This is a genomic window from Nocardioides sp. (assembly GCF_050699375.1).
In the GTDB taxonomy this organism is placed as follows: domain Bacteria; phylum Actinomycetota; class Actinomycetes; order Propionibacteriales; family Nocardioidaceae; genus Nocardioides.
Map to the genome: position 1 here is coordinate 1 of NZ_JBOHDN010000354.1, position 13,684 is coordinate 13,684.

Annotated in this window: 11 protein-coding genes and 1 pseudogene; 6 read left to right on the forward strand and 6 right to left on the reverse strand. The window is 67.8% G+C overall.

Annotated elements, in window-relative coordinates:
* Window positions 1–694 (forward strand): hypothetical protein (locus tag ACRDPS_RS23665; protein ID WP_431504123.1); only part of this gene is annotated, 694 nt, incomplete at its 5' end.
* Between the two features lie 1,216 nt (window positions 695–1,910).
* On the opposite strand, the gene glnA is transcribed toward ACRDPS_RS23665, so the two are convergent.
* Window positions 1,911–3,332 carry a type I glutamate--ammonia ligase gene (gene glnA / locus ACRDPS_RS23670; protein ID WP_431504124.1) on the reverse strand — a complete coding sequence of 474 codons (1,422 nt, stop codon included), beginning with the start codon at window positions 3,330–3,332 and terminating at the stop codon, window positions 1,911–1,913.
* A 209-nt stretch (window positions 3,333–3,541) separates the two neighbouring features.
* Between glnA and ACRDPS_RS23675 the strand changes: the two genes are divergently transcribed.
* The 3 genes from ACRDPS_RS23675 (at window position 3,542) to ACRDPS_RS23685 (ending at window position 5,820) form a co-directional block, all read left to right on the forward strand.
* Complete coding sequence (locus tag ACRDPS_RS23675; RefSeq protein ID WP_431504125.1) at window positions 3,542–4,018, forward strand: RDD family protein; 477 nt, start codon at window positions 3,542–3,544, stop codon at window positions 4,016–4,018.
* Between the two features lie 69 nt (window positions 4,019–4,087).
* On the forward strand, window positions 4,088–4,870 hold the full coding sequence (locus tag ACRDPS_RS23680; protein WP_431504126.1) for a DUF6612 family protein: 783 nt from the start codon (window positions 4,088–4,090) through the stop codon (window positions 4,868–4,870).
* A 107-nt stretch (window positions 4,871–4,977) separates the two neighbouring features.
* Window positions 4,978–5,820, forward strand: a complete 843-nt coding sequence (locus tag ACRDPS_RS23685) for a class I SAM-dependent methyltransferase (RefSeq protein WP_431504127.1) — start codon at window positions 4,978–4,980, stop codon at window positions 5,818–5,820.
* 1 nt (window position 5,821) lies between these two features.
* On the opposite strand, the gene ACRDPS_RS23690 is transcribed toward ACRDPS_RS23685, so the two are convergent.
* From ACRDPS_RS23690 to lipB, 3 genes are all read right to left on the reverse strand, one after another.
* The gene (locus tag ACRDPS_RS23690; RefSeq protein WP_431504128.1) at window positions 5,822–6,532 is read right to left on the reverse strand and encodes a DUF4191 family protein; all 711 of its coding nucleotides are present in this window, start codon (window positions 6,530–6,532) and stop codon (window positions 5,822–5,824) included.
* Between the two features lie 37 nt (window positions 6,533–6,569).
* Window positions 6,570–7,529, reverse strand: coding sequence for a lipoyl synthase (gene lipA / locus ACRDPS_RS23695; protein ID WP_431504129.1), 960 nt, complete (start codon window positions 7,527–7,529; stop codon window positions 6,570–6,572).
* Between the two features lie 85 nt (window positions 7,530–7,614).
* Window positions 7,615–8,367 (reverse strand): lipoyl(octanoyl) transferase LipB, encoded by a 753-nt coding sequence (gene lipB, locus ACRDPS_RS23700; RefSeq protein WP_431504130.1) that lies wholly within the window; start codon window positions 8,365–8,367, stop codon window positions 7,615–7,617.
* A 193-nt stretch (window positions 8,368–8,560) separates the two neighbouring features.
* On the opposite strand from lipB, the gene ACRDPS_RS23705 reads away from it, so the two are divergent.
* Window positions 8,561–9,307, forward strand: a complete 747-nt coding sequence (locus tag ACRDPS_RS23705; RefSeq protein ID WP_431504131.1) for a hypothetical protein — start codon at window positions 8,561–8,563, stop codon at window positions 9,305–9,307.
* Window positions 9,308–9,373: 66 nt separating this feature from the next.
* On the opposite strand, the gene sucB is transcribed toward ACRDPS_RS23705, so the two are convergent.
* Both sucB and ACRDPS_RS23715 read right to left on the reverse strand, forming a co-directional pair.
* Window positions 9,374–11,236: a 2-oxoglutarate dehydrogenase, E2 component, dihydrolipoamide succinyltransferase gene (sucB, locus tag ACRDPS_RS23710; RefSeq protein ID WP_431504132.1), complete on the reverse strand. Its 1,863-nt coding sequence runs from the start codon at window positions 11,234–11,236 to the stop codon at window positions 9,374–9,376.
* Window positions 11,237–11,514: 278 nt separating this feature from the next.
* On the reverse strand, window positions 11,515–13,062 hold the full coding sequence (locus ACRDPS_RS23715) for a leucyl aminopeptidase (RefSeq protein WP_431504133.1): 1,548 nt from the start codon (window positions 13,060–13,062) through the stop codon (window positions 11,515–11,517).
* 77 nt (window positions 13,063–13,139) lie between these two features.
* Between ACRDPS_RS23715 and ACRDPS_RS23720 the strand changes: the two are divergent.
* Window positions 13,140–13,684, forward strand: a pseudogene (locus ACRDPS_RS23720) (glycine cleavage system aminomethyltransferase GcvT); the annotation flags it as partial.

Here is a 13,684-nt window from a genome sequence, read left to right on the forward strand (position 1 = left end):
GTTCGTGGAAGGCGACGACGTACCGATCCTCGCGCATCTTGCCCGACAAATCGGGGCCACCCAAGTCGCAGCTTCCGACAAGTACGCCACTATTCCACTGGGCGGTTTCAGCCGGCACTCCCTCGCATCTGCCTTCTCAGAGACCATGCACGCGCTCGGTGGCTCGGTGAAGACGGTTGTGGTGCTCGACCGGGACCTACGCAGCGACGAGGCCGTTCGACTCGAGACGGCTGAGCTGGCAAAGTCAGACACCGACCTCCATGTCTGGCAGCGTCGAGAGTTAGAGAACTACCTGCTCAGCCCGGGAGCACTGGCTGCTGCGGCCCGCGTTCCCCTGGCCAGGGCAGAGGAGATCTTGGCGCGTGCCGTTGCAGATGGCGAAGACGAGGCCCGAAAGACGCTCATCGCGCGGCGGCTGCACGATCAGCGAGTCAAAGGCAGCAAGACCGCGAAGTACGCGCCCGAGACAGTCGTTGATGCTGCCACCGATGAGTTCCACAGCCTGTGGTCCAGCGAGCAAGGTCGGCTGGCCGTGGTCGATGCCATGGCCGTGAGCGGGCGCCTGAACACGGTGCTTCAGGCGAGTGGCGCCAAAACAATCAACGCGCTGTCTCTGGCCAAGAATGTGCCCGCCAGCGACGTAGGCGATGAGATCAGGAACGTGATTTCTCGGATCGAGGAGCTCATCACCTGACGAGCTCGGGTGGTGGTTCGGCGGCGTCGGGGAAGGCGCCGCGGTGTATCGGTTCGTCAGTAGACGGCGCCAGGGAGTGGGCAGCGATCCTGGTCGAGCGGGGAATGGAGCTGGCTGATCAGGTGTTTCGTGTCGGCGTACTCCGGCTCTGGCCAGCTCTAGCAAGCGTGCTACCGAAGCGCGGCGCGTTGTCGTGAGTGCCAGCCGTGGTGGTGGTCAGAGACCAGCAAGGTTGTCAGGTAGCCAGGCGACGTACCCCGTACTGAGCCGGTCACGAACCTCCGGGCGACGCTATGACGTCGGGCCGCCGCCGTGGGGAGCGTCCACATCGGGTCAACGGTGGTGTTGGTGAAGATCGCGCGATCCTCATCATCCGCGACTGCCCGCATGAGCGGATCGAACGCATCGGCGGGGCATGCGCTGGCGCTGGACAAAGGAGTACCAGAGGAGCGGGTAGCCCGGGGCGTCATTGTCGAGGATGGTGGGCGACAGAAGTGCGGCGTCGCGAGATCTCGGAAGCCGCGTCGCGCGGGTAGTGGCTCTCGACGTCGCAGCGGGTCCATACCACGACGAGGTCGTAGGCCTCGCCGCGAAGGCTCCAACCGACAGGAGCGTGTCGGACAGCCGCGCATGCCAGGTGTCGCTGAGCCATGGCAGGTCCGGGCTCGGCTCTGGGAGTCGGAAGCCACGTACGCCAGCGGCGATCTCGGTGAGTCTGCGTAAGCCCTGACAGCCCGCAAGCGCATGCTCCGGAATGCCGCTGGGAAAGCTGGGGTGGTGGATGACCTCCGGGCACAACTCCCGCCAGCGAGGCAGGGCCATCAAACGGCGTGGTCGAGTCGGTGCACCACCGGACTGTGACAGATGGTGGAGGCTGTGCACCAACGGCTTTCGGATCGATCTACGAGGACGGCCCGAGTCTTGTACGGTATCGACAACGTGGACGGTGTGGCGGAGGTGCCATCGAATCGGGTTCACGACCAGGCGCGTTGCGGGTGTCACGGCGCTCTCGTGGCTCGGATAGTGGCGTACGGAATTTCTGACAGAGTTCTGACAGGAGATCCGCAAGTTTCCGCGAACGGTCGAAGTCCTGGCATGCGGGAGACGCGAAACGGCGGCTGACGCCACAGTGCGTGCCTGCAGGTCAGCCGCCGTTTTCAGGCGGTCAGGGCGAGGAGTTGAGTTCGAGTTCGATCTCTACTCCCCATATCTGATCTCAGATGTCGTAGTAGAGCTCGAACTCGTGCGGGTGCGGGCGGAGCTGGATGGGGAGGATCTCGTCGTTGGTCTTGTAATCGATCCAGGTCTCGATCAGGTCCGGCGTGAAGACGTCACCGACGGTGAGGAAGTCGTGGTCGTTCTCCAGGGCGGAGAGGACCGCGCCGAGCGAGGTCGGGACCTGGTTGATCTCGGCCATCTCGTCCGGCGGCAGCTCGTAGATGTCCTTGTCGATCGGGTCCGGCGGCTCGATCTTGTTCTGGATGCCGTCGATGCCGGCGAGGAGCAGGGCCGAGAAGGCGAGGTACGGGTTCGAGGACGGGTCCGGGAACCGGGTCTCGACGCGCTTGGCCTTCGGGTTGGTGCCCGTGATCGGGATGCGGACCGCGGCGGAGCGGTTGCGCGAGGAGTAGACCAGCGAGATCGGAGCCTCGAAGCCCGGCACCAGGCGGTGGTAGGAGTTCACGGTCGGGTTGGTGAACGCGAGCACAGCCGGGGCGTGCTTGAGGACGCCGCCGATGTACCAGCGGGCCATGTCGGAGAGGCCGCCGTAGCCGGTCTCGTCGTAGAACAGCGGCTCGCCGGCGTTCCAGATCGACTGGTGGACGTGCATGCCGGACCCGTTGTCGCCGAAGACGGGCTTCGGCATGAACGTGACGGTCTTGCCGGCCTGCCAGGCGGTGTTCTTGATGATGTACTTGAACTTCATGACATCGTCGGCGGCCTTGAGCAGCGTGTCGAAGCGGTAGTTGATCTCCGCCTGGCCGGCGGTGCCGACCTCGTGGTGGGCACGCTCGACGAGCAGGCCGGAGGCCTCGAGGTTCTTGACCATCACGTCACGCAGGTCGGTGAAGTGGTCGGTCGGGGAGACCGGGAAGTAGCCGCCCTTGTAGCGGGTCTTGTAGCCCAGGTTGTCCGAGCCGTCGGGGTTCTTGTCGGCGCCGGAGTTCCACCAGGCCTCGACGGAGTCGATCTTGTAGAACGACTCACCCTCGGAGGTGTTGTAGGCGACCTTGTCGAAGATGAAGAACTCGGCCTCGGGGGCGAAGAAGGCGGTGTCGCCGATGCCTGTCGAGGCGAGGTACGCCAGTGCCTTGCGCGCGATGTTGCGCGGGTCACGCGAGTAGGCCTCACCGGTGATCGGGTCGTGCACGAAGTACATCAGCGCGAGGGTCTTGGCGGTGCGGAACGGGTCGATGAAGGCAGTTGTGACGTCCGGGTAGAGCGCCATGTCCGACTCGTGGATCGTCTGGAAGCCACGGATCGACGAGCCGTCAAAGGCCTGGGGCTCCAGGGTGAACGACGACACCGGCACCGTGAAGTGCTGCTGGACGCCGGGCAGGTCGACGAAGCGGATGTCGACGAACTCGACTCCCTCGTCAGAGATGAACTTCAAGAGTTCGTCGTCAGTGCTGAACATCAATCCTCCTTGGCTCACCCGGTGGGGAGCCAGATAGGTCTCACGCGATCGAGGTCGGGCCTCATGGTTCCGACCGTGCCACCGCAAATTACGAAGGGACGGTTGCACAGGAGTGTCGCAAATGTTTCAGGCATGTAACAGGTTGTGTGATTTGATCGTCAACCATCCCGATCTCACGCCTCAAGACGTTGCCGCCTACGCTTACCGGCGTGACCAGTTCCGCCACCTCTGCGCCCCCCACTCTGCCTTATGAGACCGCCGGTTGGGGACGAAGGGTGTTGGCCCTGTTCGTCGACTGGCTCGCATCGTCCCTGGTGGCGTCGGTGTTTCTGGGGGCACGCGCACTGCCGTTCGGGTCGCTGATCGCTGGTGTCGACCCGCGGCCGACCGACAATCTGTGGATCCTGGTCGTGTTCGTCGTGCAGACCGCCGTCTTCACCATGGTCGGAGGAGGCTCGTTCGGCAAGCTCGTCACCCGGCTGCGTACGGTGCGCGCCTCCGTGACGGGCGGGCCCGACGCGCGCCCGCTCGATCCGCTGCGGAGCATCGCCCGTCAGGTCCTGGTCGTCCTCGTCGTACCTCCGCTGGTCTTCCGCGCCGACCGGCGTGGACTCCACGATCTGGCCGCCGGCACGGCAACTGTCACCCTTCAGACCTATCGAGCGGTGTTTCGCCGAGTGGGTTGAGACCAGGCCGGAGGTAGGTTTGAGCCCGTCCCGCCGCAGGCAGCGGCAAACACGAAGGGGAAAGCTCAAATGACGCGCAACCGAACTCTCGGGCCACGTGGCCTCTGGCGCCGCACCGCCGCGGCGGGCGTGCTGGCGGTGTCGCTCGCGGGCCTGGTCGCCTGTGGAGGCGGCGGCGGTGCCGGTGGTGCCGACAAGGGTGACTCGGTCTCGGCCGAGGAGATGACCGAGGTCATGAAGAAGGCCACCGATCTCGACACCGCGCACTTCACGACCAAGATGGACTCCAAGGCCCAGGGCCAGTCGGTCTCGATGACCGGCGAGGGAGACATCCAGACGGACCCGCCGGCTCAGCACTCAACCATGAAGATGAGTGGCGGCTCCATGAACATGGACCTCGAGAGCATCGTGCTCGACGAGAAGATCTACATCAAGGGCATGATGGGCGACTCGTGGATGACCGCGACCGCCGACCAGCTCGGCAAGATGGGCGGCACCAGCCTCGAGTCGATGAGCAACCCGCTCGCCTTCCTCGATGGCATGGAGGAGTCGATCAAGTCCTCCAAGTTCGAGGGTGAGGAGAAGCTCGACGGCGTCGACACCAAGCACTACAGCTTCACCGTCGACTCCGCCGCGCTGGCCAAGGGCCTGGGCGCGGAGAGCACCACCGGTCTGCCCAAGACCATCGACCAGGACCTCTGGGTCGATGGCGACGGTCTGCTCCGCAAGGCCGAGATCGCGATGGGTGACCTTGGCACCGTCGAGGTCGTGCTGACCAAGCACGGCGAGCCGGTCGAGATCAAGGCCCCGCCGGCCGATCAGGTCACCGACATGCCGAGCATGTCGGGCTGAGGAACATCTCGTACGCAGCAGGGCCGGTCCCCACGGGGGCCGGCCCTGCTTGTTCGTACTCCTGAATGGGCTTGTGCATCTCTGCGGACCCTGGCATGGATGGAGCCATGACTCTCGACCCCGAAAGCTCTCGCCAGATCGAGGCCAACCGGGCCAACTGGGATGCCCGGACGCCGATCCACGTCGCCAGCGCCTTCTACGGTCTCGACGGGTCCCGTCCGGCCGAGTCGTGGTTCGCCGACTACGAATGGTCCGACCTCGGCGATCTCGCCGGCGGTAAGGTCGTCCATCTGCAGTGTCACCTCGGCACCGAGACGGTGGCCTTCGCGGAACGCGGTGCGGTGACCCACGGCCTGGACATCTCCTCAGGGGCGGTCGCGGCGGCGCGCCGGATCGCGGCCCAACGTGGCCTGGCGGTCGACTATCACGAGGCCGACGTCCACGACGCCGTCACCGTCCTGGGCGCGGGCCGGTTCGACGTCGTCTACACCGGCAAGGGTGCGGTCTGCTATCTGCCCGACATCGACCTGTGGGCGCGGATCGTGCACGACCTGCTCAAGCCGGGCGGGTTCGTCTATCTCGCGGAGTTCCACCCGCTCCTCGACGCGCTCGGCGAGGTCCCCGAGCCGGGACGCGAGGATTCTTTGGAGCTGCGTCACGACTACCTCTCGGGCCGGGGCGCGATCGAGAAGGACTCGACCCACACCTACACCGACGGCCCGGCGTTGAGCACCGCCACGACGGCGTACGAATGGCGTCACGGGGTCGGCGAGGTCGTCACCGCCCTCGCGGGCGCGGGCCTGCGGATCGAGGTCGTCCGCGAGGACGAGCGGCTGCCCTGGCCGCGGTTCCCGTCCATGGTGGCGGGGGAGGACGGTTGGTTCAGGCTGCCCGAGCAGGCGCCCCGGATCCCGCTGCTCTACGCGATCCGGGCGCGCCGCGCTGCTTAGCTCAGCGGCCGCGGAGGTTGCCGCGCATGCCCTTCATCGAGGTCGGGACGGGGCCCTTCGGGATCGGCATGGTGCCGCGGGTGGCGTCGAGGGCCTTGAGGCGGTTGAGGATGTCGGTGATCTCGGGGCCGGCGACCTTGCGGCCGAGCTTGGTGACGTGCTTGGTCAGCTGGGGCAGTGGGGTCTCGTCCTCACCGTTGCCGGCGACGACGGTGGTGATCGGCACCTCGCCCAGGACGCGGGCGTGGTTGCGCTTGGTGCTGGCCAGCAGGGAGCGGACCTTGCTCGGGCTGGTGCCTTCGCCGACGAGGACGACACCCGGAGGGCCGACCACGCGGTGGACCAGCGTCTGGCTGCGCGGCTCGACGCCGACGGCCTGGGTGACGGTCCAGCCGCGGCGAAGCATGGTCAGGGCTGCGTACCCGCCGCCGACCTGCCCCTCGAGCCGGGAGTACATGACCTTCTGCGCGCGCCGGGAGAAGACCAGCATGGCGGCGAGCAGGCCGGCGAGGAGCGCGCCGACGGCCGTGAAGATCCAGGAGAAGATGCCCTCGCCGGGCAGGAGCCAGAAGATCGCGCCGGCGACCGCGGCGACGACGACGAAGATCGCGGCCAGGATGAAGCCGATCTTCGGGTCTGACTGCTTGGTGAGCTTGTAGGTCTCCACCATCTGCTGGCGGCGACTCATGCTGCTCGGGTCGGTCTGGGACATCTTCCTCTTTCAGTCTTCAGATTTCGTACGCAGCGACTCAGGCCACGGAGGACGCGTCGCGCGCTTCGATCGCCTGACGATACAGCCGACCGGCGCGGTAGGACGAACGGACGAGCGGCCCGGACATGACCCCGGAGAACCCGATCTCCTCGGCCTCGGTCTGGAGCTCGACGAACTCCTCGGGCTTGACCCAGCGCTCGACCGGGTGGTGGCGCACGCTCGGGCGCAGGTACTGCGTGATCGTGATCAGCTCGCAGCCGGCGCCGTGCAGGTCACGCAGCGCCTCGGAGACCTCTTCCCGGGTCTCGCCCATGCCGAGGATCAGGTTGGATTTGGTGACCAGACCGAAGTCGCGGGCCTGGGTGATCACGTCGAGGCTGCGCTCGTAACGGAACGCCGGCCGGATCCGCTTGAAGATCCGCGGCACGGTCTCGACGTTGTGCGCGAGCACCTCGGGACGGGACTCGAAGACCTCCTGGAGGAGTTCCGGGACGCCGTTGAAGTCGGGGATGAGGTTCTCGACACCGGTCGAGCCCCCCTCCATGTCGGCAGTGAGCTCGTGGATCTGCTTGACCGTCTCGGCGTAGAGCCATGCCCCGCCGTCGGAGAGGTCGTCGCGGGCGACGCCGGTGATCGTGGCGTACTTCAGTCCCATCTTCTGCACCGACTCGGCCACGCGGCGCGGCTCGTCACGGTCGAGCGGCTGCGGCTTGCCGGTGTCGATCTGGCAGAAGTCGCAGCGGCGGGTGCACTGGTCACCGCCGATGAGGAAGGTGGCCTCGCGGTCCTCCCAGCACTCGAAGATGTTGGGGCAGCCGGCCTCCTGGCACACCGTGTGCAGGCCCTCGGACTTCACCAGCGCGGTGAGCTCCTTGTATTCCGGCCCCATCTTCGCTTTGGTCTTGATCCACTCCGGTTTGCGTTCGATCGGAGTCTGCGCGTTGCGGACCTCGAGACGGAGGAGCTTGCGACCTTCTGGGGCAGGAGCTTGAGTCACCAGACAAGCGTACGCCGCCGGGTGATGGAACCTCGAAGCCAGGCGGTTACTGGTCGGTCACACCGCCAGAGCTCCGCCCGGGCGCTCAGCCCCGGCTGGGGGAGAGCAGCGGAACCCGTGGGGTCTTCGTACGGTCGGTCTTCGCCGGGTCGGGCTTGGGATCGAGGCTGGGGCCGGGTTCGTAGTCGCGCCAGGAGAGCATCTCGGCGATCTGCGCGTGGAGCACCGGCATCGCCTCGGCGTTGCCGATCTGCCGGCCCGCCTCGATCGAGAGCGTGGTCACGCCGGCGTCGGAGATCCCGCACGGCACGAACCGCTCATACCAGCCCAGGTCGACGTCGCAGTTGAGCGCGATGCCGTGCATGGTCACGTGCTGGCTGACCCGCAGCCCGATCGCTCCGACCTTGCGCTCCAGGCGGCGTACGCCGTCGGGGGTCTCGCCCGCGGGCAGCCACACACCGCTTCGACCGGGGACCCGGTAGACGGTGACGCCGAACTCGGCGCAGGTGCGGATCATCGCCTGCTCCAGGCGACGTACGAAGTCGACGACCTTGACCTTCTCCGGCAGCCGCACGATCGGGTAGGCGACGATCTGGCCCGGGCCGTGGAAGGTCACCTCGCCACCTCGGTCGACGTCGATCACCGGTGCGCCGCCGGGGTCTGCCGGGCGGTCCTCCGGCTTCGTACGCTTCCCGGCGGTGAAGGTCGGCGGGTGCTCGAGCAGCAGCACCGTGTCGGGCTGTTCGCGGTCGACGACGCGCTGATGGATCTGCTTCTGCAGCTCCCAGGCGTCCAGATAGTCGATCGTCCCGACCTCGTCGAAGCGCAGCTCAGTCACACCGAGATCGTACGCGTTGGGTCTCGGTTGTGTGTCAGACGCCTGCGAACCGGAGTCCCAGAGACCTGATCGGTGCCAGGCTACGTCGCCGTTCGGCCGATCCGACTCGCGAGGAGCGACCGACACCAACTCGATCTCGAGAGGCACCTCGACAATGCAATTCACGGAGAACCGCCGGCGTCTCGCAGCGGCGATGACGGTGGCAGCCCTTCCGATCCTGACGGCGTGCGGCACCGGTCCGGAGACACCGGACCGCCCTGCAGCCTCGGAGAGCGCGAGCGCCGCGTCGTCTGCTGAAGTGCTGAAACCAGGCACCGAGCTGAGCGTGGCTCAGGCCGACAAGCTGCTGCAGGAGGCGCTCGCCGCCATGCCGACAGGCCACGTCGTCGTCTCGCAGACTCCCGCAGCCACGCCGCCACCGGATGGCGACCATTACCTGGGAATCGAGATCGAAGGTGATCTGGTTGCCGAGTCCTGGCACCGGGAAGCCGGTGAGGCACTGGGCGCGCGAACGGCGTACCGCGTCACGGGCTACCGGGTGGCCGGGACCTTCGACGGCGACCCGGTCGAACTCGTGCTTCAGGACGGGGAGACCTACCTCCATCGGGAGGGCGAGTGGTCGTCGGATGGCGATGCGAGGCTACTTGCGCAGCAGATGCCGAACCCGGTGAGCGCCTTGGACTTCAAGCTGGATCCTGACCCCCTTGCGACGACCACCTATGTCGGGAAGGAGACGATCGGGGGCGTCCTGACCGACCACTACAAGAACTCGGCCGAGCTCGAAGGCCAGAGTCCCCGGTTCGTCCGTACCGACCACCTCTATCTGGACGGCGACGGGCGGCTCGTCAGGATCCGAAGCGAGGCGCCGGTCTATGGCACCGTGACCATGGATATCACCGCTCACGGTGAGCCGGTGACGATCACGAGGCCCGAGGTGTAGCCCTCGGGGAAAGCCGAGCGGCGCGGCCCCGTCGGGACCGCGCCGCTGCGTACGACGTGCTCTGGATCAGAGCTCGAACTGACCCGCCTCGAGGCGCTTCTTGACGTCCTGCAGGAAGCGGCCGGCGTCGGCGCCGTCGACCAGGCGGTGGTCGTAGGTCAGGGCGATGTTGACCATGTAGCGCACCGCGATCGTCTCACCCAGGTCCGGGTCGTCGATGACGACCGGGCGCTTCACGACAGCACCCGGGCCGAGGATGGCGACCTGCGGCTGGTTGATGATCGGGGTGTCGAAGAGCGCACCGAACGAACCCAGGTTGGTGATCGTGAAGGTGCCGCCGGAGAGCTCGTCCGGGGTGATCTTGTTGTTGCGCGTGCGGTCGGCCACGTCGGCGATCTTCTTCGCGATGCCCGAGATGGAGAGGTCGCCGGCGTCCTTGACGACCGGGGTCAGCAGACCCTTCTCGGTGTCGACGGCGAAGGCGATGTTCTCGCGGTCGTAGTAGGTGACCGTGCCGGCCTCGATGTCGATCCCGGCGTTGAGCTTCGGGTGCACCTTGAGCGTGTCGATCGCGGCCTTGGCGAAGAAGGGCAGGTACGTCAGCTTGACGCCCTCGCGCTGCAGGAACCCGGCCTTGTTGGCCTCGCGGAGGCGGGCGATGTTGGTGACATCGACCTCCATGACCTGGGTCAGCTGGGCCGCGGTGTGGAGCGACTCGGTCATCCGCTCGGCGATCACCTTGCGCAGTCGCGAGATCTTCTCCGTGGTGCCACGCAGCGGCGACGGAGCCGCCGGAGCCGCGGCCGGAGCGGATGACGCCGGGGCCGCCTCGGCCGGAGCAGCAGCGGCGGGCGTCGACTTGGCTGCGGCCGCCTGGAGGATGTCCTCCTTGCGGATGCGGCCACCGACGCCGGAGCCCTCGACCGTGTTGAGGTCGACGTTGTGCTGGGCCGCCAGCTTGCGCACCAGCGGGGTCACGTAGCCACCGGGCTGGACCGCCGGGGAGCTCTCGCCGGCCGGAGCCGCAGGGGCAGCGGGGGCCGGAGTGGCGGGAGCGGCGGCGTCCGCTGCCGGAGCAGCGGGAGCCGGAGCAGCCGGTGCCGGAGCAGCGGGAGCCGGTGCCGGAGCGGCGGGAGCCGGAGCCGGCTCGGCCGGAGCATCCGGGGCCTTGGCGGGCTCGGCGGGAGCCGCGGGCGCCTCGGCAGCAGCCGGCTCGGGCGCGGCCTCGGGGGCAGGAGCGGCAGGCTCGGGCGCGGAGGCAGGAGCGGCGCCGGCATCACCGACGAGCGCGAGCACGGCACCGACCTCGACGGTCTCGTCCTCGGAGACCTTGATCTCCAGCAGCGTGCCGGCGACCGGCGAAGGGATCTCGGTGTCGACCTTGTCGGTGGAGACCTCGAGCAGCGCGTCGTCCACGGCCACCTCATCGCCGACCTGCTTGAGCCAGCGGGTGACGGTGCCCTCGGTGACCGACTCACCCAGCGCGGGAAGGGAGACCTCGGTGGCGTTGCCGCCGGCGGCCGGAGCGGCCGGAGCAGCCGGGGCAGCGGGCTCGGCAGGAGCCGCAGGAGCCTCCGGGGCGGGCGCCGGAGCAGCCTCGGCCTGCGGGGCCTCCTCGGCAGCGGGAGCCTCGGGAGCCGCCGCCTGCGGAGCGGGGTCGGCGGGTGCGTCCGCAGCGGCCCCGGCCTCGTCGTCGGCGCCGATGACGGCAAGCAGGCCACCGACCTCGACCGTGTCGTCCTCAGCCGCCTTGATCTCGAGCAGCGTGCCCGCGACCGGCGAGGGGATCTCGGTATCGACCTTGTCGGTGGAGACCTCCAGCAGGGCCTCGTCGACCGCAACGGTGTCGCCGACCTGCTTGAGCCAGCGGGTGACGGTGCCCTCGGTGACGGACTCGCCGAGTGCCGGGAGAGTTACTTCGGTGGCCATGGGTTCCTTCGTTCTACGTCTGTTCGTTGCACTAGTTGTATCCGAGGTTCAGGCATTGGGAGGTCCCGCAGGCAAGAACAGCCTGCTGCGCGCGGAATCTCTTGCCCACGCGGCGACCTCGCGGCGCACGAGCGCGACGGCTCGGCGAGGAGAACGACGCATCGGTCTGGGCCGACACCTGCCCGACGCACTCATGATGCTGCGAGAAAGGCAGCCAAGGGCGTCGATCACGTGCCCCATCTTGTCACTACGCATGCCGAGGCGTGTCAACCGGACCACTACTGATCGGTAGCCATCTCGCGTACGTAGTCCACCAGTGTTGCCACCGCCGCACCCGTTCCTCCGGGAGTGAGATCGCCGGAGGCGCCCCCACTGTTGAAGGACGGTCCGGCGATGTCGAGATGGGCCCAGGGGAGGCCGCCGGTGAACTCGCGCAGGAACGCGGCGGCGTACAGACCACCACCCCAGCGGATCCAGTCGTGCTGGTTGAGGTCGGCCACCTTGGAGGAACGGATTCGCTCGTCCATCCATTCCGGGATAGGCATCGGCCACATCTGCTCCCCGGCGACCTCGGCGGCGGCGAGAACGCGCCCGACGACATCCTCGGAGCCGAGCACGCCGCTGACCTTCTCGCCCAGCGCCATCACCATGTGGCCGGTGAGCGTGGCGACGTCCAGGATCACATCGGGTTCGGCCTCGGCGGCGCGTACGAGGGCGTCGGCGAGGATCATCCGCCCCTCGGCGTCCATGTTGGAGACCTCGACGGTCGTGCCGCCGTAGTGGGTGACGACGTCGCCGGGCCGGTAGGAGGAGCCGGAGACCATGTTCTCCGCCATGGGCACGTACGCGGAGACCTTCACCGGCAGCCCGAGCCGCGCGATCGCGAACGTAGCCTGGGCCACGGCGGCAGCGCCGGCCATGTCCGACTTCATCGTGGCCATCGAGCCGCCGGGCTTGATCGTGAGCCCACCGGAGTCGAACGTGACGCCCTTGCCGACCAGCGCGATGTGCCCACGCGCGTCGGCGGGGGAGTAGGTGAGCTCGACCAGGCGCGGCTTCGCCGCCGAGCCCATCCCGACGGCGAGGATGCCGCCGCAACCGAGCTCGGCGAGCTGCTCCTCGTCGTAGACGGTCGTCTCCACACCCTCGACCAGACCGGCCACATGGACGATGGCCTCGGCGAACGCCGGGGGAGTGAGGTCGGCCGGAGGAATGTTGACCCACTCGCGGGTGCCGGCAACCGCCTGCGCCACGATCTGAGCCTCCTCGAAGGCAGTGACCGCGTCCGTACGCCGGGCGATGGGGCTCAGGATCGCGACATCGCTGGGCCCGTTGGCCTCAGTGCTGTCCTTGTTCTTCTTGCCCGCACTCGACTTGTCGCTCGACTTGTAGGAGGTGAACGTGTAGCCGCCGAGGAGATAGCCCTCGGTGACGGTTCGCACGAGCTCCGGGGTCTGCGCGGGGAGGGCAACGGCGACAGAGGTCGCGTTGGGCACCGCGCGGGCGGCGGCGCCGGCGGCGCGGCGTACGGCATCGGTCGAGTACGTCCCATCGGCGCCGACCGCGCCGAGGCCGACCAGCACCAGGAGCTGGGCGCCGAGCTCCTCGCCCGCGGGAATCCGGGTGATCTCGCCGGCCTTGCCGCTGACCCCCAGCGTGGCGAGCATCCCGCGCCACCTGCGTCCGTAGGCGGCCTTGACATCCTCGGCTCCCGCGATGACCTCGACATCCTTCTTGCCCTGGCCGATGCCGACGACGACGGCCTCGGCACGGGTCTTGGCAGGGGAGGCGGTACGCAGCGTGTAGGTGATGTCAGGCAGAGTCACGCGGTGCAGCCTACGTGTGGCACGCCGGGGAGGGGCGCGGACCGGGCTGTGTCGGGGCGGTGCGATAAGTTCGCAGCATGGCTGAAGAGACCTCCACGGGGGATGGGTCGGAGCTGCTCCAGTCCCCTCTGCACGAAAAGCACGTAGGACTCGGTGCGAAGTTCGGTGAGTTCGGCGGCTGGTCGATGCCGCTCGAGTACACCGGCGTCGTCAAGGAGCACACCGCGGTCCGGGAGGCCGTCGGGGTCTTCGACGTCAGCCACCTGGGCAAGGTGATGATCAGCGGACCGGGGGCGGCCGAGTTCGTCAACGCGTCGTTCACCAACGACCTCAACCGGATCAAGCCGGGCAAGGCTCAGTACACGCTGTGCTGCGACGCCGAGACCGGCGGCATCGTCGACGACCTGATCGCCTACTACCGCGACGCCGACCACGTCCTGATCGTGCCCAACGCCGCCAACACCCCCGAGGTCGTCCGCAGGCTGCAGGAGGCCGCACCCGAGGGGATCAACCTCGCCGACCACCACCGCGACTACGCGGTGCTCGCGGTCCAGGGGCCGAAGTCGGACGAGCTGCTCGCCGCGGTCGGGCTGCCGGCCGGCCATGACTACATGTCCTTCGT